Annotated in this window: 25 protein-coding genes; 22 read left to right on the top strand and 3 right to left on the bottom strand. The window is 48.6% G+C overall.

Going from position 1 to position 23,751, the window contains the following annotated elements; all coding sequences use genetic code 11:
* The first annotated feature begins 49 nt into the window (after window positions 1-49).
* From BMW94_RS22915 to BMW94_RS22975, 13 genes are all read left to right on the top strand, one after another.
* Window positions 50-337, top strand: a complete 288-nt coding sequence (locus tag BMW94_RS22915; protein WP_024632560.1) for a hypothetical protein — start codon at window positions 50-52, stop codon at window positions 335-337.
* Between the two features lie 23 nt (window positions 338-360).
* Complete coding sequence (locus BMW94_RS22920; RefSeq protein ID WP_091001225.1) at window positions 361-699, top strand: alpha-helical endospore appendage domain-containing protein; 339 nt, start codon at window positions 361-363, stop codon at window positions 697-699.
* Window positions 696-995 (top strand): hypothetical protein, encoded by a 300-nt coding sequence (locus tag BMW94_RS22925; protein WP_091001179.1) that lies wholly within the window; start codon window positions 696-698, stop codon window positions 993-995. The genes BMW94_RS22920 and BMW94_RS22925 overlap by 4 nt, the downstream gene beginning before the upstream one ends.
* Window position 996: 1 nt before the next feature.
* Entirely contained in the window at window positions 997-1,338 is a 342-nt protein-coding gene (locus BMW94_RS22930; RefSeq protein WP_091001180.1) for a hypothetical protein, read from the top strand.
* A gap of 257 nt (window positions 1,339-1,595) precedes the next feature.
* Window positions 1,596-2,690 carry a CgeB family protein gene (locus BMW94_RS22935; protein ID WP_254790330.1) on the top strand — a complete coding sequence of 365 codons (1,095 nt, stop codon included), beginning with the start codon at window positions 1,596-1,598 and terminating at the stop codon, window positions 2,688-2,690.
* 62 nt (window positions 2,691-2,752) lie between these two features.
* A complete protein-coding gene (locus BMW94_RS22940) occupies window positions 2,753-3,892 on the top strand; it encodes a CgeB family protein (protein WP_254790331.1) in 1,140 nt (379 codons plus the stop codon).
* Between the two features lie 60 nt (window positions 3,893-3,952).
* Window positions 3,953-5,554 (top strand): glycosyltransferase family 4 protein, encoded by a 1,602-nt coding sequence (locus BMW94_RS22945; RefSeq protein ID WP_091001181.1) that lies wholly within the window; start codon window positions 3,953-3,955, stop codon window positions 5,552-5,554.
* 14 nt (window positions 5,555-5,568) lie between these two features.
* Complete coding sequence (gene wecB / locus BMW94_RS22950) at window positions 5,569-6,660, top strand: non-hydrolyzing UDP-N-acetylglucosamine 2-epimerase (RefSeq protein ID WP_091001228.1); 1,092 nt, start codon at window positions 5,569-5,571, stop codon at window positions 6,658-6,660.
* The gene (locus tag BMW94_RS22955) at window positions 6,653-7,639 is read left to right on the top strand and encodes a polysaccharide biosynthesis protein (protein WP_091001182.1); all 987 of its coding nucleotides are present in this window, start codon (window positions 6,653-6,655) and stop codon (window positions 7,637-7,639) included. The genes wecB and BMW94_RS22955 overlap by 8 nt, the downstream gene beginning before the upstream one ends.
* Window positions 7,636-8,463, top strand: a complete 828-nt coding sequence (locus BMW94_RS22960; RefSeq protein ID WP_091001183.1) for a dTDP-4-dehydrorhamnose reductase family protein — start codon at window positions 7,636-7,638, stop codon at window positions 8,461-8,463. Before BMW94_RS22955 ends, BMW94_RS22960 begins: the two co-directional genes overlap by 4 nt.
* Window positions 8,445-9,386, top strand: coding sequence for an NAD-dependent epimerase/dehydratase family protein (locus BMW94_RS22965; RefSeq protein ID WP_091001184.1), 942 nt, complete (start codon window positions 8,445-8,447; stop codon window positions 9,384-9,386). Before BMW94_RS22960 ends, BMW94_RS22965 begins: the two co-directional genes overlap by 19 nt.
* Window positions 9,383-10,099: a glycosyltransferase gene (locus BMW94_RS22970; RefSeq protein ID WP_091001185.1), complete on the top strand. Its 717-nt coding sequence runs from the start codon at window positions 9,383-9,385 to the stop codon at window positions 10,097-10,099. The genes BMW94_RS22965 and BMW94_RS22970 overlap by 4 nt, the downstream gene beginning before the upstream one ends.
* A gap of 230 nt (window positions 10,100-10,329) precedes the next feature.
* Complete coding sequence (locus BMW94_RS22975) at window positions 10,330-11,046, top strand: glycosyltransferase (protein ID WP_091001186.1); 717 nt, start codon at window positions 10,330-10,332, stop codon at window positions 11,044-11,046.
* A 134-nt stretch (window positions 11,047-11,180) separates the two neighbouring features.
* Here the strand turns inward: BMW94_RS22975 and BMW94_RS30630 are convergent, their stop codons facing one another.
* Both BMW94_RS30630 and BMW94_RS22980 read right to left on the bottom strand, forming a co-directional pair.
* Window positions 11,181-11,354: a hypothetical protein gene (locus BMW94_RS30630; RefSeq protein WP_175480820.1), complete on the bottom strand. Its 174-nt coding sequence runs from the start codon at window positions 11,352-11,354 to the stop codon at window positions 11,181-11,183.
* On the bottom strand, window positions 11,351-12,589 hold the full coding sequence (locus tag BMW94_RS22980; protein WP_091001187.1) for a glycosyltransferase family 4 protein: 1,239 nt from the start codon (window positions 12,587-12,589) through the stop codon (window positions 11,351-11,353). The genes BMW94_RS30630 and BMW94_RS22980 overlap by 4 nt, the downstream gene beginning before the upstream one ends.
* A gap of 186 nt (window positions 12,590-12,775) precedes the next feature.
* Between BMW94_RS22980 and BMW94_RS22985 the strand changes: the two genes are divergently transcribed.
* Window positions 12,776-13,123, top strand: coding sequence for a hypothetical protein (locus BMW94_RS22985; RefSeq protein ID WP_091001188.1), 348 nt, complete (start codon window positions 12,776-12,778; stop codon window positions 13,121-13,123).
* Between the two features lie 263 nt (window positions 13,124-13,386).
* The gene (locus tag BMW94_RS22990) at window positions 13,387-14,874 is read left to right on the top strand and encodes a DHA2 family efflux MFS transporter permease subunit (RefSeq protein ID WP_091001189.1); all 1,488 of its coding nucleotides are present in this window, start codon (window positions 13,387-13,389) and stop codon (window positions 14,872-14,874) included.
* Between the two features lie 75 nt (window positions 14,875-14,949).
* On the opposite strand, the gene BMW94_RS22995 is transcribed toward BMW94_RS22990, so the two are convergent.
* On the bottom strand, window positions 14,950-16,023 hold the full coding sequence (locus BMW94_RS22995) for a glycosyltransferase family 4 protein (protein ID WP_175480821.1): 1,074 nt from the start codon (window positions 16,021-16,023) through the stop codon (window positions 14,950-14,952).
* 239 nt (window positions 16,024-16,262) lie between these two features.
* Here BMW94_RS22995 and BMW94_RS23000 point away from each other — a divergent pair, with 239 nt between their 5' ends.
* The 7 genes from BMW94_RS23000 (at window position 16,263) to BMW94_RS23030 (ending at window position 23,459) form a co-directional block, all read left to right on the top strand.
* A complete protein-coding gene (locus BMW94_RS23000) occupies window positions 16,263-17,393 on the top strand; it encodes an ABC transporter ATP-binding protein (RefSeq protein ID WP_091001190.1) in 1,131 nt (376 codons plus the stop codon).
* Complete coding sequence (locus tag BMW94_RS23005) at window positions 17,390-18,106, top strand: ABC transporter permease subunit (protein ID WP_091001191.1); 717 nt, start codon at window positions 17,390-17,392, stop codon at window positions 18,104-18,106. Before BMW94_RS23000 ends, BMW94_RS23005 begins: the two co-directional genes overlap by 4 nt.
* Before the next feature lie 4 nt (window positions 18,107-18,110).
* Window positions 18,111-19,505 (top strand): GldG family protein, encoded by a 1,395-nt coding sequence (locus BMW94_RS23010; RefSeq protein ID WP_091001192.1) that lies wholly within the window; start codon window positions 18,111-18,113, stop codon window positions 19,503-19,505.
* On the top strand, window positions 19,502-20,521 hold the full coding sequence (locus BMW94_RS23015) for a DUF4340 domain-containing protein (protein WP_175480822.1): 1,020 nt from the start codon (window positions 19,502-19,504) through the stop codon (window positions 20,519-20,521). Before BMW94_RS23010 ends, BMW94_RS23015 begins: the two co-directional genes overlap by 4 nt.
* Before the next feature lie 226 nt (window positions 20,522-20,747).
* On the top strand, window positions 20,748-21,731 hold the full coding sequence (locus BMW94_RS23020; RefSeq protein ID WP_091001194.1) for a YhcN/YlaJ family sporulation lipoprotein: 984 nt from the start codon (window positions 20,748-20,750) through the stop codon (window positions 21,729-21,731).
* A gap of 313 nt (window positions 21,732-22,044) precedes the next feature.
* Window positions 22,045-22,269 (top strand): helix-turn-helix domain-containing protein, encoded by a 225-nt coding sequence (locus BMW94_RS23025; protein WP_017692532.1) that lies wholly within the window; start codon window positions 22,045-22,047, stop codon window positions 22,267-22,269.
* Window positions 22,270-22,466: 197 nt separating this feature from the next.
* The gene (locus BMW94_RS23030) at window positions 22,467-23,459 is read left to right on the top strand and encodes a virulence RhuM family protein (RefSeq protein WP_091001195.1); all 993 of its coding nucleotides are present in this window, start codon (window positions 22,467-22,469) and stop codon (window positions 23,457-23,459) included.
* The last annotated feature ends 292 nt before the right edge of the window (window positions 23,460-23,751 follow it).

Genomic DNA, 23,751 nt, shown 5'->3' on the forward strand with positions numbered 1-23,751 from the left:
CCGGGTTTTTCTATGGGTGAAGCAGGCCGTGACGGTAAGGAGGAGGACCATGCAGAGCAAAATCGATGAAATACTCACACATATTGCACATTCTCACCAGCAGGTTGCGCGTGTACTGGATGCCAAACGTCAAGTCGCTGTGCGCATGTCTGAAATCATCAATCATTTGCCGGATATCGAACCGGAGCTGGATGGCGTTGACGGTCTGCTGGATAGCTCGGGACAAATCAACAAAAGCATCATCTCCTATTTGGGAGGCCTGGCAGACCTGGAAGAAGCCGTAGCCGAAACGCTGACCCAGGTCATGCGGGAGATGGCGGATCAAGAGGAAGAATAAGCCCGGAAGGCGGGTGAATGGACATGAGCAGAGAACAAAGTCTCATCCTGATGTTGGATGCAGCCGCCAAAATGCAGTGGAATGTTGCCCTGATTTTGGAGGCCAAGGCGATTGAAGCCGAGAAGGTAAGGAACTGGGCGCTAAATCATTTGAACGGTGAGGCTTTTCTGACGCATAGCGATCAGGTCGCAGAGCCACTCAAAATGCATGATCAGCTGGTGGAAATACTGGAAGGATTGACCCGAATGGAAACCGGATTATGCAACAACCTGAAGGCCATCTTGGTGCAGAGTGATGGTGAAGAAGGCGGCATGGACGGTGGCATGTTTGGCGGTATGGATATGGGGGATCTCGGAAAATGAGTCTGTTGCGGCGTGAGCAGGAAGCGAAACTGTCCCTCATTGAGTCCATTGCACACAGTCAGCAGGCGCTCGCCCGCATTCTGGACAGTGTGGCCAGCGTGTCTGCCCACTCCGAAGTATCCGCCCGCAGTCTGGCTGAGAACATTCGTGTGCTGAGCCGTTATCAAGAGGAGATGTCCCGGATGATTACGGGGATTCAATTGGCCCGAATCCAGCATGGGGAGCCTGGTGTGCCCTGGCTCAAAGATCCTGGATATGCGATACGCATGGTCCAGAACATACAGGAGGAATGTTGACATGTTAAAGAAGAAAAAAATACGTCTGAGAACCAAAAGAGCATTGCTTGCCCGCGGGACCCGTCTGCGTAAAATCCGCAAGTTGCGTGCGGTCAAAGGCAAACGTGTACTGCACAAACGTACCCTCAAAGGACGCAGTGCGTGGCTCAAAAAAAAGAAACGTACGGCAGGGCGGCACCGGAGTCTGAAGCCCGCGCAACCGTTCGTCCCGGCTACCCCTACCGATCCGAACCCGGACAGTGCATACAGTCAGGGCTACAACGAGGCGTACAACGAGGGATTCAACGCGGGTTTCGCCAAGGGATTCGAGGACGGACATCAGCTGGCTTACAAAGCGCAATAGCAGAATAGGTATACATTTTCGGATGACTATAGATGCATGTCCAATATATAACGATTGCCCGGGGGGACAGATCCCTCCGGGTTATTTGTATCGCCGCAAAAGCGGACATGCCCGTGCAGGCGGATGTGGAGGGCAGACGCCAATTTTGCGCCTTGCAGGACACCCGTCCATGATGCATCTGACCCCGGGGCATATCCTTTAGAGGGAACACCAATCTCGGAGAGAATCTGGAATGGTCTCTCCTGAAGGAAGACAGGGTGAAGGATGTGGCAAAACGACGACACCGACCGCCTACAGAAGCGGAGACGGCATACCGCGGCGGATATGCAGAAGGCCGCAGATTTGGCGGCTGTCAGGCCGTGATGGAGCGAGTACAGATGTTTGAGCCGACCGTGCGGAATATGAAGGTGCTGTACATTCCGCAGGGATTCGATGCCATCGACGAAGGCGTCATTGGAGCCTTGCAGCAATCTGTTCGTGAGTGTGTTGTCGGATCGCCGGCAACCATGCTGCAGGAAGCCAGCCAGCATAGGCCCGATCTGGTGCTGGTCATGAATGGACTACACGTATTTCCCCCCGATCATCTGGAACAGGTAAAAGGCATAAGGGCACTGGGAATTCGTACAGCAGTGTGGTTTGTGGATGATCCGTATTTTACCGAAGATACGACAACCATCTGTCAGCATTATGATGTCGTGTTCACGCATGAGGAAGCGGCTGTGCCGTTCTATACTGCACATGGAGCGGGCCGGGTAATCTATATGCCGCTTGCAGTGAACCCGGGAATGTTTCAACCAAGGCGCACCGCGCCGCAGCATCAGTATGACATTTGTTTTATCGGCACCGGATTCTGGAACCGAATCGCACTGTTCGACGAGCTGGCACCTTTTCTGGCGGACAAAAAGGTATTTATTGCGGGCAGCCAGTGGAACCGGCTGAAACGCTCCGACATCCTGGGCCGATTCATTCATGAAGGCTGGATTGATCCTGGAGCGACAGTGGATTATTACAATGGCGCCAAAATCGTCATTAACGTTCATCGGACTTGTGAGAATGGGGAAGACAATCGCAATACGCATCATCTTGAAGGTCATTCCATTAATCCACGCACGTATGAGATTAGTGCCTGTGGCACGATGCAAATTACGGATGCGCGCAAAGATCTGCCCCGCTATTACAAGCCGGGATACGACATCGAGACGTTCACATCGGCGGCTGAACTTCAGCGCAAAATCAAATATTATCTGCACCATGAAGAGGAACGGCAAGCCCTAGCTTGGCGAGGGCTGCTCACCACGCTGAACCAGCATACGTTTAACCGTCGTATCGCTCAGCTGCTGGAGCATGTATAGATATTCCATCTGCAGGACAGCAGCATAGAGAACACTATCCCAAAAATAAAAGGAGTGGCGGTATGACTCTCAAACACCGTAAAACGAGAAAGTCTCATGCACCAGTGCTCAGTCTGGCTGACCAAGCACGTAAAAATGGGCAACATGCCGGATATGATGCGGGCAAGGAAGAAGGATATTTGCGCGGCCGTGCCAACTATATTGTCAATTGTGCACAGGAACCACTGCCTTTCCGGCAGCTGCACGTGCTGTACGTATCCTCAGGTAAAGGATTCCCGTACTCCCCACTGGACGAAGCCATTATGGCAACATTGCAGGGCATGGTTGCGCAGGTAACGCTTTCCGATCCACGTCAGCCTGTATCCGAAATTGCATTGCAAACACGCCCTGACCTGGTGCTTGTGCTGGATGGCATGGATATTCCGCTGGAACATCTGGATACGATTCGTCAAGCAGGCATTCAGACGGCAATTTGGCTAACGGATGATCCGTACTATACGGATATGACGCTGGAGTCAGTAAGGCATTTCGACCATGTGTTCACATTGGAACTGAACTGTGTCGAATTGTATCGACAAAACGGCTGTCCTTCCGTTCACTACCTGCCTTTTGCAGCTTTTACCAATCATTACTTTCCAATTACGACCCCATCACCCTTGCACCGGGATGTCAGCTTTATCGGTTCGGCCTACTGGAACCGGGTGTATTTCTTCAATCCAATCATGGCACAGCTGATGTCGCATAATACCGTATTTAATGGCATCTGGTGGGACCGCCTGCCTGACTATGCTGCTTACGGTGAGAAGATCGAACTGGGTCGCTGGATGAGTCCGCAGGAAACGAACGATGTCTATAACGGCACCAAAATTGTCATTAACCTTCACCGCTCTCACGAAGATGATTCCGTTAACAACAACCATGTTAAAATTCTACCCGCCTCCCCGAATCCGAGAACATTTGAAATTGCGGCTTCCACAACTCTTCAATTGACCGATGCGCGGGATGACCTGGCACGTTTCTATAAACCGGGTGTGGAAATTGAGACCTACTCTTCCCCTCAGGAGCTGCTCGATAAGGTCGAATACTATCTCACTCATGAGAAAGAGCGCCGTGAAATTGCCCTTCGAGGGCTGGAGCGGACATTGAAGGATCACACGTACGGCAAAAGAATCAATGAAATGTTAAGCATCATATTCCCTTAATCCTGCCGAAAGGAGGTGTGCACAGAACCCTGGATATTCGTATTCAGGGTCCGTGCGGCCATGGCGACTAAACCCAAACTCATGTTATTTTCCCATGTGTGCAACACCCGCAGCATTACGGGTGCGGAGAAGCTGTTGCTTCATTTTATGAGGGAGATGGCCTCCATCTTCGATTGTGTGCTCGTGGTTCCTCAGGAAGGAAAGCTTGCCGGACTTGCGCGGAGATTCGATATTCAGGTCAAAGTATGCTTCCTGCCGATGCTTCACGGTGTGTACACACCTTACCGGGGGATTGCAACAGATGCAGAACAGCTTCGCCATAAACCGGCTTATCAGGACGTGGTCTCCCTTATCCGGGAGACTGCACCTGATCTGGTGTTAACAAATACCTGTGTCAATGTGATGCCGGCCGTAGCAGCGAAGTCTCTGCAAATTCCGGTGATCTGGAAGATTACCGAAATTATTCAGTTGAATGAACATACAAACGAAGCTGTACAGATGATAGGGCGTTACTCGGATTGGATCATAGGCATATCCGAAAGTGCGGTAGCGACATTCAAACAAGCCGGCATGAGTGCCAAATTGACCGTGATCTCCCCAACCTGGGACCCGGCTTTGCCGGACCCTGAGCGATGGGTTCACTTGAGGGAACGCAAACGTAAAGAGCTTGGTCTCAAGTCATCGCAGAACTGTATCGGTTACATCTCTTCCTTCATATATGATGCCAAAGGTCTGAAACCTTTTGTGGATATGGCTCTGCAATTGTGTGAAACCCATCCGCGTTGCCGTTTCTGGATCATTGGTACGTCAGCGGACAAAAAGTACTATGACGAGTGTGTATCCCGGGTGAAAAAATCCGGTTATTATCGCAGATTTACCTTTACGCCGTTTGAAGAGAGCGTATCTCTCGCTTATACGGCTATGGATATGATTGTCATTCCGAGCATGGTCAAAGAAGGCTTCGGCATGACCGCGCTGGAGGGGCTTTATTTTGCCAAACCGGTTATTGCTTTTGCCCAAGGCGGGCTCAAGGAATTGCTGGAATCGGTAGGCAGTGGTGCATTTTTGGCTCCGGCCGGGGATTCCCAGGCGCTTGTCACTTTGGCAACAACCCTGCTAAATGATCCTGAACTGGCCTCCGACACCGGTTGGCGTAATCGGACAGAAGCGGAAAAGCTGTACGGTATTGAAACCTACAGGGCAAAGCTGCATACGATGGTGACACAGTGGTTGATGCGTTTTCCCGGATGGTTTCCGTACATTCAGCCTCCGAATGGTCCAGTGTACGCATGGGGTGAGGGCCGTTTGCGAACCGTGCTGATTCTGGAACCTACTTCGGTTCGGGCACGATTGTTCCCATTGACTGTAATTCAGGCATTGCCACTCTCGCCCTTGCCTCCACTTGCCATTGGTCAGCCTGTTCATGAAGAAACAGAACCTCGCTCAAGCCACAGAACGGGACGAAGTCGTTACCCGCATTCAACCCACCGCAACGGGGTTCGTGACCGAATGAAACGAGGAACGGGAACAGGCGGGAGGAAGCTGAAGGCAAGCAAAAAGAAGAAACAACGTGTGCGCGTGGGGCAGCCGACTGTTCGCAAACGTGCGCCTGGCAAAGCCAAACGAAGCCGGGTTCGCCGGAAATTATCCAATAGACGATGAAGGCAGGGATTGCGATGAAGATCATGACGGTGCTGGGTACGCGACCTGAAATTATACGGCTCAGCCTGATCATTTCCAAGCTGGACCAGTACGCGTCCAAACATATTCTGGTACACACGGGACAGAACTTCACGGAAAGTCTCAGCGGTCTTTTCTTTAAGGAAATGGGCCTACGGGCTCCGGACTATGTGCTTCAGGATGAAGCGGCCTCGTTGGGCCGACAGTTATCGTCGATGTTTACGCAAATGGAAGATTTATTACATCAGGAAAAACCCGATAAAGTGCTGCTGCTCGGTGATACGAACAGTGCTTTATGTGCTGTTCTGGCTGAACGGATGGGCATACCCGTCATTCATATGGAAGCAGGCAATCGATGCTTTGATCTGGATGTGCCCGAGGAGAAAAATCGCAGGGTTATCGACGCCATTTCCACCATTAATATGCCGTATACCGAACAGAGTAAGAAACATCTGGTTAGCGAAGGGGTGCCTAGTCGCCGAATTGTGCTGACAGGCAACCCGATCTATGAAGTGATGCGTCACTATGACGCACAGGTAAGTTCCAGCAAAATACTGAAAAAATTGAAGCTGAAGTCCGGGCAATATTTTTTGGTTACGGCCCATCGGGCGGAGAACGTCGACCATCCTCCTCATTTGCTGGAGATCATGAAAGGCTTGAACCAGGTCGCTGAAGAACATGCCATGCGAGTCATATGCAGCATTCACCCTCGAACGGCTATTCGAATCGCCGAGCATCTGCAACTGGAGATGCACCCGCTGGTGGAATTTCACGAACCATTCGGTTTTTTCGACTTCGTGATGCTGGAGCGACATGCACGCTGTGCACTTACGGACAGCGGTACCGTACAGGAGGAGTGCTGCATTATGGGTGTGCCTACGGTAACCATGCGTCGCACGACAGAAAGACCGGAGACGGTGGATTGCGGCAGCAACGTGGTCTCAGGTCTGGATGCGGAGCGTATTGCGGGCTGTGTGAAAGTAATGACCGAAATTTCAAACGACTGGGATTGTCCACAAGGCTACAAAGCAACCGATGTATCCAGTAAAGTGGTCAAATTTCTGCTTGGAGGGAAAATGCATGTTTGAAAATAAGCGTATACTCGTGACTGGCGGTACGGGATCATGGGGTTATGAACTTGTGGCTCAACTGCTGCCCCAGCAGCCCAAGGAGATTATCGTTTACTCCCGGAATGAGTCCAGCCAAGTGGCGATGAGTCGTGAATTTGAGGACCCGCGTCTTCATTTTCGCATCGGTGATATTCGAGACAAGGATGCCTTAACCGTTGCCTGTCAGCATGTGGATTATGTGTTTCATCTCGCAGCGCTCAAGCATGTGCCGGTGTGTGAAGACCAACCTTATGAAGCACTCAAAACCAATGTGATCGGCACACAGAATGTCATCGAAGCTGCCATTGAAAATCAGGTGGAAAAGGTCATTTATATTTCGACCGACAAGGCCGCCAATCCATCCAATTTCTATGGCATGACGAAGGCGATCGGCGAGAAGTTAATCGTATATGCCAATCTGCTGCATAGCAATACGCGGTTTGTCACTGTACGTGGTGGTAATGTACTCGGAACGAACGGCAGTGTCGTGCACTTATTCAAGAATCAGATTCGATCCAAAGGTCAAGTCTCCATCACGGATATGAAAATGACTCGATTTTTTCTCACCCTGAAAGACGCGATCACATTGCTGTTCAAAGCATCGGTGGAAAGCGTTGGCGGCGAGATTTTTGTCATGACGATGCCGACATGCAAAATCGTAGATCTGGCAGAAGTGCTGATTGAGGATTCAGGCATGGAGAATGTATCCATTGTGGAACGCGGCACCCGACCTGGTGAGAAGATTCACGAAATTTTGATGAGTGAATTCGAGAGCATGACAACCGTTATCTACGATGAGCAATACTTAGTGATTTTGCCTACACTGGGTATTCCAGGGTTGAAAGAGCACTACACGAACTGTCCTCCGGTCTCCTTCAGCAGCTTCAGTTCCGAGCATCAACTGATGACCAAAGAAGAGATTCGTGAAATTCTGCAACGCGGAGGATTCCTGTCATGAAACTGCTGATACTTGGGGGAAACGGAATGGCCGGCCATGTCTTGGTCGACTATTTCCGCCGTCAAGGCTTGCATAGTGTCTTCTACACGACACGGGATGTATCAGACCCTAACGGTCTGCTGCTGGATGTAAACGACAGCTTTATGGTCGACCGTCTGGTGGAGGCGGTGCATCCGGATGTCATCGTTAATGCGGTAGGTGTTTTGAACAGCATTGCGGATGAAGATAAAATTACCGCTTATCATATTAACGGGTTTCTGCCGCATCGTTTGCGGCGGATTGCTGACACGATCGGTGCACGTCTGATTCACATCAGTACAGATTGTGTGTTTAGTGGGGACCGTGGGGCGTACCGGGAGGATGATGTTACCGATGGAACGTCTGCCTATGCAATCACAAAAGCACTGGGGGAAGTCCTAGATGCTGGGCATCTGACGATCCGTACGTCCATTATAGGACCTGAAATTCGGAAAGGCGGCATCGGTCTGATGCATTGGTTCATGTCCTGCACAGGCGAGATTGGCGGATATACACGTGTCTTCTGGAATGGGGTGACCACCCTTGAACTGGCCAAATGGGTAGATCATTACCTGGCATCTCCGGTCAGTGGTCTAATCCATCTGGCTCATCCGTTGCCTGTCAGCAAGCATGATCTGCTTGTACTGTTCAAGCAGATATGGGATAAACAGGATGTTGTTATCGTACCCGATGATAGCGTTGTGCAGGACCGCACGTTAGTTTCCACACGTGAGGATGTGAAGACAGACCTTCCGGATTATTCTACGATGCTGAAGGAGTTGGCATTATGGATGGAGCAGAGCTAACAGGCAAAAAGGTACTGATCACGGGTGCTTCTGGCTTCACTGGACGCCATGCGGTTGATTATTTTGAGGCAGTCGGTGCGGCGGTTGCAGCGGTGGTCAGGCGGGCAGGTATACATTCGTTTGGCGATGGCGTGGCTGTACATGTCTGTGATCTTAACGATAAACAGCAAGTCCGTCATCTGATTGAAGAGGTAAAACCGGATTATGTGTTGCATCTTGCAGGCAAAAATTCCGTGCCCGATTCCTGGTCCGATCCGCTGCTTGTACTAGAGACCAATGTGATGGCTGTTCTGTATTTGCTGGATGCGCTAAGAAGCTGTCCGGCGGCACGGACCGTTATTGTGGGTTCCCGATTAAAGTATACTCCTGAACCTGGTCGGTCACCGCAGCCTCCGCACCCGTACAGTCTCAGCAAAGCATTAGAGGAAATGGTATCTCTGTCATGGATGTCTCTCTTTGGACAGCAGATTATGCTGGCCGAGCCGGGAAATCTGATTGGGGCAGGCCCTTCAAAGGGCATATGTTCGCTGCTGGCACGTCATATTGTTGCCTGTGAACAGGAAGGTAAGACGGAGGCCTTTCGTCTATCCGGCCGGGATAATACCCGTGATTTTCTAGATGTGCGGGATGCGGTCCGGGCCTATGCAACCCTGCTAGTTCAAGGTACAACGGGTAACGTTTATCCGGTTGTATCGGGCACGGAGCGCAGCCTGGGAGAGATTGCGGATACGCTGCTAGCCATGACCGAAGCGGAGGTGCCTGTACGCTGGGACGGAGCTTCTTCCGGTCCGGACGGGGCTGGAGATCAGGAGGAGTTCTCGGCACTGCGCAAGTTGGGCTGGCAGCCGCTGATTCCGTTTACTCAATCTCTTCAGGACATTCTGAGTGATGTTCGTACCCAGCAGGGGAGGTCGACTGAATGAATCCAAGCGTGTCGATTGTCATTCCGTTTTACAATTGTCCCTATGTACCTCAAGCGATCCAGAGTGCACTGAACCAGACATATACCGATGTGGAGATCATTATCGTCAACGATGGCTCTACCCGGCATGAGGAACTGCTTCAGCCTTATCTTCCATACATCTATGTTCTTGGCAAAAGCAACGGCGGCACAGCTACGGCTCTGAATCACGGCATCCGTCATGCCTCCGGGGACTATATCGCCTGGCTGAGCTCGGATGATCTCTTATATCCGGATAAGATTCGTCATCAGGTTGAATTTATGCAACGGGAGAATGTGCTCATCTCACATACCAACTTTAATTACATTAATGAGCATTCTGCGGTGACCAAGCTGAACGGAGGAGCAGAACCGTTGGCCGAACCGGATTGGCTGCGACTCTTCGTAAACGGCAATCCGGTGAACGGCTGTACCGTGATGATCCATAGGGACCTGTTCAGTGCGGTGGGTCTGTTCGATGAACTGTTGCCTTATACGCATGATCTGGATTTATGGATGCGTATTCTGCTAAGTGGACATCGTTTTCCATATCTGAACGAATCGCTTACGGCATATCGACGGCACGGGGAAATGGGGACGGTGCGCCATTCGGATATCATCGGCCGGGAGGCCTCCATGGTATGGTCCAGATATCGGGAGCCTTTGTTGCAGCGGATTGCTGCCATGGGAGGATAAAGAACGTTGGTGGGGGTTATGGAGGTCGTAAGCTGGCCGAATAACGCCCTCTTTATTTATATGCATTTCGATCTATACCTTACTGATTGAAAGCCGCGCTTTGGATTTATGCAAAAGGCTCATGTGCGTAATTAATGCTCTGCTATGCAACAGATGCCTGATACCTAATAGATCTATCCTCATATAATAGGGAGAATGGTATTACTCACGCGGAGAAAGGGGAGGACCGAATGGAGCCAAAAGTAACAATTGTCATTCCTTTTTATAATTGCGCGTACATCGAGCAGGCTGTTCACAGCGCCATTCACCAGACGTATCCGCATATTGAGGTCATTGTGGTGGATGACGGCTCTACGAAGCATGTGGAGCGGCTGCAACCATTCATGGATCGCATCCGCTATATTCGTAAAGAGAATGGTGGCACGGCAACCGCGTTAAACGAGGGAATCAAACAGGCGACAGGTGATTACTTTGTCTGGCTCAGCTCCGACGATGTGATGTTGCTGGACCGGGTGGAGAAGCAACTGAAGTTCATGCTTGACGTCAAGGCATCTTTCTGTCACGGGGCCTATCATTATGTAGATGCGAACAGCGAATGGATGGACACCGTCAGACCAGAAGTAGGGAGTCGTCTGGAAATGCTTCAGGTGCTGATCGAAGGTTGTCCAATCAACGGTTGCACTGTGATGCTTGAGATGGATGCATTTCGAAAGTTTGGCATGTTTGACACCGAGTTTCGCTACACGCATGACTATGAGATGTGGCTGAGACTGTTTCCGCTCTATGAGCTGTTCTATTACAATGAGCCTCTGATGTGTTATCGGGTTCATGAATCGATGGGAACCAAGAAACACTTTGAGGCACTGAAAACAGAGATGGAACTTGTTCAAGCGAAGCATCGGCCCGTACTACTCAATCTGCTGCAGGTTGGTGGTTACTGGAAGTAGAGGCTAAAAGTTGTGGAAGCACGAATGCTAGATAGTGAACCGCAAGAATAAGAGGATATTCGGTTGCCGTTAAGTGATGGTGCGGCATGAACGAATATCCTCTTGTTTGTTCCTGATTGTAAAGTTACCTGACTCTAATTTTTCTCAGAAGTGAGAATGTGCATAGTTGTCGGATCAGGGAAAACGTACCCTTTGGGCAGCTTCTTGATTAATTCATTCATTACAGCGTAATCTACTTCGATATGAGACGTTGACACAGGGGTGGAGAACCAACGATTATACAAATCACTGGGTACAAGCAAAGTCATGTCCTCTGACCTCCCATCTGAATGGCTTCCTGGTAGACATGCAGCGTGCGCAATCCCATCTCCTCCAGTGATCGATGTTGTTCAGCCCATGCTCTGGCTGCCGCTCCTACCTTTGCACGGGTGGCATTATCCTGCAGAAGAGCATTTAATAGTGCGCTCAGGGATTCTGCATCCTGGGGTGGCACAACCCAACCGGTATGTTCAGGCTGCACCATCTCAGGCATGCCCGCCGTACCGCTTACAATGACAGGCAATCCGGCGAGCTGAGCCTCGGTGACCGAGAAAGGCTGCGTATCCTGCAAGCTGGGCTGCACATAAATGTCAGCATGGCGGAGGAATGAAGGGATGTTGTCGAGTTTACCCCAGAAAACGATGTCATTACCTACGCCAAGATCATTGGCTTGGGAGCGCAGATCCTCCATCAGATTTCCTTCCCCAGCAATCCAGCAGATCCAATCTGAGCGGGTCTTCTTCAGGCTGGAGAGCGCTTTGACCAGAATATGCACCCCTTTGATGTGCTCCAGTCTGCCCGTAAAGGCGATCACTTTTTTACCCGCTGGCTTGCGCTGACGGAACTTGACTGCTGCTTGGGCACGGTAGGTTGGAATATCCACAGCATAAGGAATGATTCGAAATTTGGACTCGGGAACATGGAGGTCCGTAAGTGTGCTCTTAATCCAATGGCTGGACACCAGTATAAGCTCAGATTGTTCAGCGCTTCGCTCTTCCAATGAGAGAAAGTAGCGACCTTGCTTGGTTTGCAAGTAGGCGGGTAAGCTCAGCTGCGGATTGGAGGTTTGGGCGTCATAAAAGGTTTCGCGGGCAAGAGCCCCATGGTAACTGGTCACAAGCGGTGTGTAGCGATTCAATATACGTTTCATTGCGACGGCAGCCACCGGATCTTGTGCATGGATGATGTCGTAATGATCAACGCCCAGATAAGCAGCAGCCATCTCGAAGGCGTAGCGGTTCAATTCGTAATAAGCCACGAGAGCGTTGGTAGTAAAATCTGGAAAAACCGTGGGATTAAGCTTGGCTTGAAGCATGGGCCATACCTTATCCTTAGAGAAGGAACGATTGAGATTGCGAATGTAAACTTCATTTTTGGCTCCGTTGGTGCCCATAATATCCACCTCTACACCAAGAGCCATCAGCCTGTCAGCCAGCTGCTTCACATATGTCCATATTCCACCCATCTGTGTAAGCTCCCAATAGGTCACGAGCAGAACTTTCATAGGTACCCCCTTGTCACGGCCTGCACAGGCCGATCTTCTATCCAGTTAGTCTATGAAAAAAGGCAGACGAAAGGGTGGGCATTTCCGCTGAATTGGATAAAATGGGTGATTGCAAATAGCAATGGACGAGAGAAGGCATAACATATCTAGAGAGAGGGTCAACTCTGCTCTATAGGAGGGATACACATGGCCGTATATTTGCTGGAGATTCACGAGAAACTGCTGCAAACCGTTGTTCCGGTGAGATATATGGACATTGAATTGGCATTTGTGGGCAATGACGATGTGGATATATTTGTCGGAGGGGTTAGTCACACCCGCGGGGAGCTATATCGCTACCTTTTACGAATGGGGCCGGATACGGAAAACTACATTATTCATAATCTGGCGGTCTCATCCGATCCGTGCGAACTGCGTATCATTAGCAACAGTTTTTCACCAAATCATCTGGTTATTCGCATGTACTGCAGAAGCGACCAAGGCCAGACTCTGGGTATACTTTCGGAGCATCAGATGATCAAGCTGGCAGATTAGCAAAGTTCACCATAATGAGTATCGATAAACCAAAGGGATGGAGCAGGAGAAGACCTGGTCCATTTTTTGGCATACATACATGATCCGTTATTTAATAAAAAAATAGCTTGACAGCAAAGGTATTTTCATTAGAATTAACCTATGCTTAAACAAGAGTTTAAAACGACGGTTTAAAACAAAAGTTTGAAACGTCGTGAATATAAGGCCGATGGAGAGGCGCATATAAAGATAATGCCTCCAGGCCGGAAAAGAGAGTGGAGAGAGTGAAACAACAAACAGCAGTGCCCCAGGCCCCGGCGGAGTTTTCGATTAAAACGATTATTCTGCCGCTACTGGCTATTATCGTCGGGATGATTATGGTCATCTTGGACAGCACGGTGGTTAACGTGGCGATTCCGAATCTGGTTCAATATTTTGAGACCGATCTGAAGACCATTCAATGGACGGTTACAGGATATACGTTGGCTTTGTCAGCCGTCATTCCGCTGGCCGGATGGTTGACCGACCGATTCGGTGCCAAAAGAGTATTTCTGTTCACGATTGCGATGTTTACTCTGGGTTCGGTCTTATGTTCGATCGCACAATCTCCTGAACAATTGATTGTTTACCGCATCATCCAGGGACTTGGCGGAGGCATGGTTGCGCCAATTGGTATGGCGATGGTGTTCCGTCTGGCTCCTCCCGAAAGAAGAGGCTCTATCATGGGTATGCTCGGGATTCCGATGCTGTTGGCCCCTGCGCTGGGTCCGGTTTTATCGGGTTGGTTCATTGAATCACTCAGCTGGCATTGGATCTTCCTGATCAATCTGCCGATTGGTATTGCCGCTTTTATTCTATGTATCAAATTCCTGCCGGATACGGATCGTGGACGCACGCCTGCGCTTGATCTGGTTGGTATGATTCTGGCACCAATTGCATTCTCGATGCTCGCATACGGTGTAAGTGAAGGCGGAACAAGCTGGACGTCTGCAACAACACTGACAGGTGTGATTGTCGGAGGTGTGGCGCTGATCCTGTTCGTTATCGTGGAGCTTCGTCACAAAAATCCGCTGTTGGAACTTCGGGTGTTCAAATCATCTGATTTCACACGGGGTATCATTCTGGCATGGGTGTCACAAGTCGCTTTGTTCGGGGCGATGATATTGATTCCGCTTTATCTGCAACAAATTAAAGGCTACACTGCACTGGAAACAGGACTCATTCTGCTCCCGCAGGCGCTGGCTTCCGGTGTGGGTATGCCACTTGGTGGACGTTTATTTGATAAAATTGGTGCAAGACCACTGGCTTTCGTGGGTCTGGGAATCATCTCAGGTGCACTGTTTATTCTGTCATCGATTACGGCGGAAACGGGGCTTGGTCTGATCATTCTTAGCCTTGTCATGATGGGATTGGGTATGGGCTTCTCCATGATGCCACTCAATACGCATGTACTGAATGCTGCTCCACGTAAGCTGGTAGGTCGGGTTACCCCGCTTACTGCTGCTGCACAACAAGTGGTAGTGTCCTTTGCAGTTGCAGGTCTGACAGGTTTCTTGACCTCCCATATTGCAAGCAATACTGCCGGAGCTACTGATGCTGCAGGTGTGGTGAATGGATTAGTGGCTGGTTTTAACGACACCTTCTTCCTTGCAGCGTGCATTGCCTTGTTTGGATGTCTGCTCAGTCTGATCCTGCGCAAACCCAAACGGATGGAGGAAGACTCCCTTCAAACAGGGGATCAACCTGATCCTGCAATGATGATGGGACATTAATTCTTATAAGCTGATTTCATGAATTTAATTTTAAGGCAGTTCAGAGCATCTTTCTGAACTGCCTTTTTGTTTTGTTTAAAAGAAAATGCTCAGGGCTGTCATCATTTCTCGGAATGAAATGGCGTATCGGTCAGGTGAGAAGGAGATGGCCATATGCTGTCTGCCTTGAATACGGATATATTCCCGCAGCTCTTTGTTGCTCATAAGGTCTACGGCTTCAGCTACAGCGGTGTTTACGTTGCCAATCGGATAGAATTTTCCCGTTCTGTTATGTGTAATAAAGGAACGTACGCCATCCGAATCTGTACTGAGTACCGGGCAGCCGCAGCTGATGGCTTCAGCAACGGCGTATCCAAAGCCTTCAAGCAGGGATGTGGACAGCATAATCCCTCCGGAAGCTGCAATCATGGAGTAAAAAGTAGGCATCTCGGAATGAGGGACATTGATAAAGATGCCAATCCGATCCTCAAGCCCATATTCTGCGAGCATGTGCCGGAACATCACCTCATCTTTTGGATTAGCCAAGGTGGGATCGTGGAACAACCATAGTCTGGCTTCCGGAATTTGTTTAATAATTTCGCTGGATATCATCAAATACTCCCGCCAGTTTTTGTTGTGTTCAAGCCTTCCCACCCATGCAAGTACCGGATAGGGAGGGGTGTCCACCGATATTGGGGCAAAGGTATTGGTATCCAGCATATTGGGAATGACAAACCGATGAAGCCATGGACACATATGAATGAACAGTTCCAGTAAATGGTCCGTTGGAGGTATGACCGCCGCATTACAGTTGGCTTGCAGATAAGGTATCCCCATCTGAATAGTTTCCAAAGCCTGTTCACGCGTCCCAAGTCCCTGTGCTTCATAGATAATGCGTCCTGTATACCCGAGGGCTCTTAATCTGCCAGGCATGGCAATATCGGAGGTAACAATAATGGCATCATAACGATGATGATGAATCAAACTGTGAATTTCCTCATCACTGGAAGCGGTGAAGACCGGCGTGCTGGTATTGTTCTGCATTCCCGAGCCAGGGTACAGATACAACACATGCGCTTCGATGCCATGGCGTTGCAGAACGGCTGTACGCAATCGGTTTAAAGTATCCACACCGCCGCTTGGAACAAAAAATGTGAATAGTACTTTCACACGGTTCACCCTCTGACTTTTGTGCAGGTGCTCATGCTCCTGTATTGTAAGGTACGTTGCCCCAGAGTGCAGGGTGTGGGTGAATGAAGTGTTGTTCACATTTTAGACACATATTTTTAAGCTCTCTTTTAAGTGACTTTAAGCTGCATTTAGGATACAGCACGTAAGATACAAGGAACTTCCCGTGTTGACCATCTGAAGAAAGCGATGATGGCACACGGGTATTTTAACGGGAAAGGATGAATGATGTGCTCGAAGTGAAACAGGTAAGCAAAGTATTTGATGGACGGCGCGGCGTACATCAACTGGATTTCACAATGGAGCGCGGAGAGATTGTTGGATTTTTGGGACCGAACGGTGCCGGGAAAACGACAACGATGCGAATGATTACGGGCTATTTGCATCCAACAGAAGGCTCCATTGCAGTGGATGGCATATCGGTGCACGATCAGGGCAGGAGCGTCCGTTCCAAGATCGGTTATCTGCCAGAGACACCGCCGCTTTATCCGGATATGACGGTACAGTCGTATCTGAAATTCGTCGCTAATCTGAGGGATGTCCCGACACGTGAAGTGAAACTGCGGATCAGTGAGATGGTGAGCAGGCTGGGTCTTCAAGGTCGCGAAAAGCAACTGGTTCGCGGACTGTCCAAAGGATACAAGCAGCGTCTGGGTCTGGCTGGAGCCATTATTCACAAACCGGATCTGCTCGTGCTGGATGAGCCGACTTCAGGACTCGATCCAAATCAGATTATGGAGATACGGGATTTGATCCGTGAACTGGGTGAGAACCATACAGTGCTGCTCAGTACACATATTTTGCCGGAAGTGAGCGCGCTTTGTAATCGCATGTTGATTATTAATCAGGGACAGCTCGTATTGGACGGTTCACCGCAGCATTTTGGCTCAGCGATGGGAGACCAGTTCAAGGTGTCCATCGAAGTGAAGGCAACAGAGCAGCAATTACATAATGTGCTGACACCATGGGAGAAGGTACGGAGCGAAGTCATTCATGCAGCAGATGGACAGGCATCCACGGGTTCTGCTGATACGGTCAAAATGCTACTTACGGGTGAATCTTCCGAAGATTTCCGGGAAGAGCTGTTCTACCTTTTGTCTGGTGCAGGCTTGCCGATCCTGGAGATGAAAAAAGAAAATCTCAGTCTGGAACAGATTTTCCTGAAGCTGACCACAACGGAAACGGAATCCGAAGCGGAACTGGCAACGCTGGAGACTGAAACTGATAAAGTGCAGATCGCCAATCAGGCGACAGATGAAGAGGCCAATTCGGACACCACTTCAGATCAGAAGCAGTCGACTAAGTCCGAGAGCGCTCCATCTGATTCCCATACAGGGGAGGGTTCCAAATGAGACGAATGATGGCGGTTTGCCATAAAGAACTGCAGGCATACTTCCTGTCACCGACGTCGTATTTCGCGTTTGCCGTATATGTACTGATGACAAGTTTGCTGTTCTATTCCAGCTTTGTGTATTACCAGCCAAGTATTGTGGATTATCGCCTGGTGCTGGGAGACACGTTATCCATGCTGCTGTTTGTGGTGCCGTTGCTGACGATGCGACTGGTCGCAGAGGAATTCCGGCAGGGAACGGACGAACTGTTGTTGACTTCTCCTGCACGGGTGACCGAGATTATTTTCGGTAAATATTTGGCGTCCCTCGCCATTCTTGTTGTACTTATTCTGTGCAGTCTCGTTTACCCGTTTATTATGTCCTTCTTTGGTGAACTGGATCTGACATCCGTATGGTTGTCTGCACTGGGTCTCTTTTTCCTGGGCGGCACCATGATGGCAATTGGACTGTTTGCTTCCACGTTATCTCAGCACCAGATGGTGTCTGCGGTAGCCGGTTTTATTATTTTGCTCGTATTGTGGATGCTTGATTCATTTGCAGGCAATTCCGGATCTACGTTACAGCAATGGCTGGACCCGTTTGCGCTGACGAACCGGTTTGACAGCTTCACGAAGGGTGTACTCAGTGGCCCAGATATATTGTATTACGTGACGCTCTCAGGTGTGTTTCTGCTGTTAAGCATTCAAATTGTGGAACGGAAGCGGTGGAGGTGAGAAGATGAAAAAATGGTTGAGTCATACCAACAGTACCGTGCTGTCTGTAGCGGTGGTTGGCATCTTTATTTTGCTGACCCTGTTTCTGAATTCGCTTGGCGGCTTCCAACTGGATCTGACCTCGAATAAACAATACACCTTGTCAGATCAGTCTCTTACCGCGATCAAAAACGTAAAAGAAGACGTCAACATTCTGGTGTTAACCGTTGAAAATGCGAATAATACGGTCTTGAACCGCGAAGTATCGGATATGGTTCAGGAATATACGAAACGCAACAGCAAACTGACGATGAAGCAATACAATCTGACGCAGGAGCCTACGCTGGCCTCCAAATATGGCATCACAGGCAGCTCCATTGTATTAGAGCAGGGTGATCAGCATAAAGTCATTGATATCGCCAGTCTGTTCACGGCTGTCGGGGATGGAAGCGATGGATCGTACCAGTTCACAGGTGAGGAAAAATTGACACAAGCCCTAATGAACCTGTCTTCAACAGAGATGCACAAGATGGTCTTCCTGACAGGACATGAGGAGCTTGGGCTGGATCAACTGACTACGCTGCGCTCATCTCTGGAACAGAATAATATCACGACAGAGGAACTTCAGCTCAATCAGGCAGGTCAGGTTCCGGAAGATGCGGATGTGTTGGCGATTATTGGACCACAGCGGGATATTAGTGATACTGAACTGAAGGCTATTCGGACTTATCTCAGTAACGGAGGAAAATTGCTGTTATCCCTCGGTTTTCACGAAGACATGAAATTGACTTGGAAAAATATCGATGCACTCATGACGGATTATGGCGTGGTTGATGAGCATGCAGTCATGGTGGATAATCAGCAGGCCAGCACAATGGGCCCACTTTGGATCGTGCCGGAGTATGGCACACATGCCATTACGGATAAACTATCAGAAAGCAAACTGTACCCCATGTTATCCCTGTCCATTGCTCTGACGAGCAAAGAGCAGGATAAATACACGTTGTCGCCGCTCATTCATTCATCGGATGACAGTTATGGCGAGACGAACATTGCAGGTTTATTGCAAAACGAAACAACCAACGATCCGGATCAGGATGTACAAGGTCCTGTGGAGCTTGGATATGCGGCAGATACAACAGATGGTAAACCGAAGGCTGTTATCTTGGGTTCATCCATTTTCATGCAGGATTCGGAAATTTCGAATGGCGGCAATCGTGACTTTATTTTGAATACCGTCAATTATTTAAGTGAAAAAGAAGATGGAGTAACGATCCGGCCACGGGTGCAATCCGGTTATCAAACGGCGTACCTGGACGGTGAACAAGCCAGAACCATTTTCTTTGTGGCCATTGTCGCATTCCCGCTCATCTTTGTTATGATAGGTGTACTCTTATGGTGGAGGCGCAGACGCGTATGAAAAAATGGATCCCAACGATTCTAGTCTTATTGGTCTTGATTATCGGGTGGGTCTATGCGGCCAGTCAAAATTATTTTCGTGAAGAGGAAGCGGAAAAGGTCAAGTTACTTGGAATTAAGTCTGCCGATATACAGTCCATCACGATTCATGACAACAGTACAGACACATCAGGTGCGTCAAAACCCTCATCTTCACAATTGGAACTAAAAAATGGCGTATGGAGCATGGTTGAACCCAAGGCATATCCTCTGAATGGGTATACGGTTAGCAGCTGGCTTGATGCCTTAAGTGGTGCAGATCAGGAGCTGGTTGTAGAAGAAGAGCCGAAGGATCTCGACAAGTATGGATTGGGTTCAGATGCAACGCTGCTGGATATCCAACTGAAGGATAACCGTGAAATCAAATTGAGCATCGGTGGCAAGCTGCCAGCAGATGACGCTCGTTATGTACGTGTAAACTCCGGGCCTGTCGTAGCCGTACAGACGGAATCCATAAGTAATATAGAAAAATCACGGCAGGATCTGCTGGACACCACTCCGTTTAATCTGGATGAAACCAATGTCACTACGCTGGAATGGGAAGGCGAAGCAGCCACCTGGATGCTCAAATCTTCCTCTGAGGAAGGTGCGGCAGAGCAGTCATGGAAGCTTAATGGTGAAGCGGTTGAAGCTACCGATGCTGTATCGCTGATTGGCAAAATTAAAAACCTGTCCACAGCTGACGATGTGCGCAAAGCCTCTGAACTGAAAGGCACCGTGCCACGCTTTACTTTATCTGTTGAGCAGACGGTTAATGGAGAAGCTGTTACGGATGTGTACCGTGGGCTTACTGTTCCGTCGGAACCCGATCAGATCTGGGTAGTCACGCCGGACGGACAGTGGGCTTATTCAATGGATGCAGCTAGTCTGAAGGAAGCAGAGCAATTCCCGAATTCGATCCAAAAATCAGAATCAGATGCAACCTCTTCTTCGAGTGGAGATGATGCTGATGCGAATTCCTCCTCCACATCCAAATAAGTGAATGGCTCCTTCAACATGATAATGAAGGTTCACACTTGAACAGGAAATACGCGGTTATACAGAGCGGTGCTGCACTTTGTGCAAGCATCGCTTTTTTATGTGGAAGAGAACCCATTGAGCCCAGATAAAGGAGTCTAATGTTCCATATCCTTTCAGCATATCGCTCCGTACAGAAGAGCATCCTATCCTTGTGACCAAAACCAACATAATTGGAGGATGAGACATGCCAGCAGCCAAAAAGGCGACAGCAATCAGCTTATCTTTGTCTACTGCAATCTTCGTAATGGCCGGATTGACGGGTTGTGGAACAAGTACAAAAGATAACAATCTGCACACCCAAAGTGTTCGTCATGAAGTGAAAGGCATTAACCGTTATGGTGTTGAGTCCAATGGGATGGATGGAATTCGTGCGAAAAGTTATCGGACGCATAACGTCACTGACCTGAAATCAAGTGACGAGCTGGCCAAACGTATCTCAGAAATGAAGGAAGTGAAGTCAGCACATGTCATGCTGACCGATCGTAACGCTTATGTTGCAGTCCGTTTGACAGATGGTCACACTGGCAAATTGGAAAGCAAAAGCAAAGCAAACAGCACTTTGCGTAACCGTGCAAACGGTACAATGCGCACAGAAAGCTACAACCAGGATATGGGCGGGTTGCGTGTACATGGTGGTAATGGAACCATGTCTCCATACAGCACCAGCGGCATAGCTCCGGGATTGAACACGGATGCAGCTACGGACCGCAGCCACATGGGCAATGACCGCAGCATCTATGGAACCATGGGAACCGGATCTTACGGCATGATGCGTGGTTTGACTAACAGTGGCAATGGCCATGCACGTACAATGACCGAAGGCCACTACGGGATGAAGAGTGAAACATCGCGTATTGACAGCACGGATGACAACACATCCGAAGAGATTAAATCTAAAATCTCGGCGAAAATCAAACAATTTGCACCTAACGTCGAGAATGTATACGTGTCTGCTAACCCGGAATTTGTACAACATGTGGAGAGTTATGCCACAGATATCCGTAACGGCAAACCGGTTAGCGGCATGATTAACACGTTCCAATCTATGGTTGAACGTATTTTCCCAACCAATGCGATGAACTCGAATCACCGTGACGGCATGCTTGATGATGGCATCATGAATCGTAATAACAACGATGGCATGATGAACCGCATGAATCATCGCTAACCCACAGACAGACAAACAAGCAGCCTTTGCGCCGATGTTTTTATCAGCAGCAAAGGCACGCTTGTTTTTAAAGGGATACTGAAAATAATGATTATAGGAAAATGATAAATAGGTATGCTTATAAGAGACTAAGTCCAAATTGACGACTAGAGTTTACTCCGTTTCCTACATAGCGATTATTCATTCAAATTGTAATTCACTGCCCATTTTTTTGATAAAACTGAACCAACGCCCTTGACCTAACATAAGATGAGTTGACTGTATCCCCTTAACCTTGTTACACCAACACAACCCAGGCAAGGAGGGGTGAACATTGAAGGGTATCGATCATAAAAGCAAATTTCTGTTGACCCACCGTGAACGCGAAGTATTCGAATTACTGGTTCAGGACAAAACGACGCGTGACATCGCAGGGCAGTTATTCATCAGCGAGAAAACGGTGCGCAACCATATTTCGAATGTGATGCAAAAACTCAATGTTAAGGGTCGTTCGCAGGCAGTTGTAGAGCTGATTAAGCTCGGAGAACTGAAGATCTGACGCGATACTGCACAGTTGATTAAGCAGCATGAAAGTCTTTTTCTATTCTTCATGATGAAGAATGGGGAAAGACTTTTTTGTGTCTGAGTTCATGGCATTAATTAGCACAGAGGGACTAACGGAGATAGCTTGAGATATGATAAAATGGGAACATATATTCCAATGTTTGCAGAGTAAGAAATGAGAGAGGTTGAAAAATGGACAATCTTACAGGTATCTTAATGTATCAAACTGAAGATGGGAATACCAAAATTGACGTTAAGCTGGAAAATGGAACGGTCTGGATGAGTCAGAAAGCTATTGCCGAGTTGTATCAGACAACCCCCCAAAACATAACTCTTCATATCAAAAACATTTATCAGGAAATTGAGCTAGCCTCAGAATCAACTTGTAAGGAATACTTACAAGTTCAAACTGAAGGTTCAAGAGAAATTAAACGTAAAGTCAAGCACTACAACCTGGAGCTAATTGTTGCTGTAGGCTATCGTGTTCGTTCGCACAGAGGTACACAGTTTAGACGTTGGGCAACGGAGCGACTAAACGAATATTTGGTTAAAGGTTTTACGATGGACGACGAACGCTTGAAGGACATGCGTAATTTTGGAAAAGATTATTTTAGTGAGTTGCTCCAGCGCATTCGTGACATTCGTGCATCAGAGAAAAGATTTTACAGGAAGATTACAGATATCTATGCCACCTCAATAGACTATGATCCTAATGACAGCTTATCCAAAGATTTTTTTGCTGAAGTACAGAATAAGCTTCATTTTGCTATCCATGGACATACGGCGGCAGAACTGATTGCGGAGCGAGCAAGCGCAGATAAAGACAATATGGGGCTGACTAGTTGGAAGGGCGATAAGGTAAGGAAAAGTGATATAACAGTCGCTAAAAATTATCTGACCGATAAGGAACTGCAGGCGTTAAATCGTATTGTAACAATGTATTTGGACTATGCAGAGGATCAAGCTGAACGTCAGTCCCCCATGTACATGAAAGACTGGATTGAAAAGCTAAATTCCTTCCTTAAGTTCAATGAGCGCGAGATTCTAACGAATGCTGGCAAAGTATCTCAAGAGGTAGCGGAGAAGCTGGCTGCTTCGGAGTACGAGAAATACAATCAGCGACGAGCTGTTATTGAACTAAGCGACGATTTCGAAGATTTTATTAAGGAGAATAGGCTTAAATAGATTGGGGAGAGAATCTGTCAGATGCTAATCTTGTAAAATAGAATTAGAAACATAATGTTAAATACCTGCCAGAACTTGCTCAGCTCGGAGAACTGAAGATCTGATGCGATACTGCACAGTTGATTAAGCAGCATGAAAGTCTTTTTCTATTCTTCATGATGAAGAATGGGGAAAGACTTTTTTGTTATATGTTGGTAAGTCAAAACGAGCGAATCCCTAAAGTGAAGGAATCGCTTGTTTGAATAGATATTCTCAGAAGTCTGGATTCAGAAGCTGCTGAGTGCAGTCCGCT

The sequence above is a fragment of the Paenibacillus sp. OK003 genome, from assembly GCF_900109515.1.
In the GTDB taxonomy this organism is placed as follows: domain Bacteria; phylum Bacillota; class Bacilli; order Paenibacillales; family Paenibacillaceae; genus Paenibacillus; species Paenibacillus marchantiae.

What these genes read in the sequence shown, in the direction of transcription:
- BMW94_RS23010 (WP_091001192.1), top strand. Translation starts at nt 18,111, where the DNA reads ATGAAAAAATGGTTGAGTCATACCAACAGTACCGTGCTGTCTGTAGCG.
- BMW94_RS22920 (WP_091001225.1), top strand. Translation starts at nt 361, where the DNA reads ATGAGCAGAGAACAAAGTCTCATCCTGATGTTGGATGCAGCCGCCAAA.
- BMW94_RS23020 (WP_091001194.1), top strand. Translation starts at nt 20,748, where the DNA reads ATGCCAGCAGCCAAAAAGGCGACAGCAATCAGCTTATCTTTGTCTACT.
- BMW94_RS22980 (WP_091001187.1), bottom strand. Translation starts at nt 12,589, where the DNA reads ATGAAAGTTCTGCTCGTGACCTATTGGGAGCTTACACAGATGGGTGGA.
- BMW94_RS23015 (WP_175480822.1), top strand. Translation starts at nt 19,502, where the DNA reads ATGAAAAAATGGATCCCAACGATTCTAGTCTTATTGGTCTTGATTATC.
- BMW94_RS22925 (WP_091001179.1), top strand. Translation starts at nt 696, where the DNA reads ATGAGTCTGTTGCGGCGTGAGCAGGAAGCGAAACTGTCCCTCATTGAG.
- BMW94_RS22970 (WP_091001185.1), top strand. Translation starts at nt 9,383, where the DNA reads ATGAATCCAAGCGTGTCGATTGTCATTCCGTTTTACAATTGTCCCTAT.
- BMW94_RS22975 (WP_091001186.1), top strand. Translation starts at nt 10,330, where the DNA reads ATGGAGCCAAAAGTAACAATTGTCATTCCTTTTTATAATTGCGCGTAC.
- BMW94_RS22960 (WP_091001183.1), top strand. Translation starts at nt 7,636, where the DNA reads ATGAAACTGCTGATACTTGGGGGAAACGGAATGGCCGGCCATGTCTTG.
- BMW94_RS22965 (WP_091001184.1), top strand. Translation starts at nt 8,445, where the DNA reads ATGGATGGAGCAGAGCTAACAGGCAAAAAGGTACTGATCACGGGTGCT.
- BMW94_RS23000 (WP_091001190.1), top strand. Translation starts at nt 16,263, where the DNA reads ATGAATGATGTGCTCGAAGTGAAACAGGTAAGCAAAGTATTTGATGGA.
- BMW94_RS22940 (WP_254790331.1), top strand. Translation starts at nt 2,753, where the DNA reads ATGACTCTCAAACACCGTAAAACGAGAAAGTCTCATGCACCAGTGCTC.
- BMW94_RS22915 (WP_024632560.1), top strand. Translation starts at nt 50, where the DNA reads ATGCAGAGCAAAATCGATGAAATACTCACACATATTGCACATTCTCAC.
- BMW94_RS22955 (WP_091001182.1), top strand. Translation starts at nt 6,653, where the DNA reads ATGTTTGAAAATAAGCGTATACTCGTGACTGGCGGTACGGGATCATGG.
- BMW94_RS22985 (WP_091001188.1), top strand. Translation starts at nt 12,776, where the DNA reads ATGGCCGTATATTTGCTGGAGATTCACGAGAAACTGCTGCAAACCGTT.
- BMW94_RS22945 (WP_091001181.1), top strand. Translation starts at nt 3,953, where the DNA reads ATGGCGACTAAACCCAAACTCATGTTATTTTCCCATGTGTGCAACACC.
- BMW94_RS23005 (WP_091001191.1), top strand. Translation starts at nt 17,390, where the DNA reads ATGAGACGAATGATGGCGGTTTGCCATAAAGAACTGCAGGCATACTTC.
- BMW94_RS23030 (WP_091001195.1), top strand. Translation starts at nt 22,467, where the DNA reads ATGGACAATCTTACAGGTATCTTAATGTATCAAACTGAAGATGGGAAT.
- BMW94_RS22930 (WP_091001180.1), top strand. Translation starts at nt 997, where the DNA reads ATGTTAAAGAAGAAAAAAATACGTCTGAGAACCAAAAGAGCATTGCTT.
- BMW94_RS30630 (WP_175480820.1), bottom strand. Translation starts at nt 11,354, where the DNA reads ATGACTTTGCTTGTACCCAGTGATTTGTATAATCGTTGGTTCTCCACC.
- wecB (WP_091001228.1), top strand. Translation starts at nt 5,569, where the DNA reads ATGAAGATCATGACGGTGCTGGGTACGCGACCTGAAATTATACGGCTC.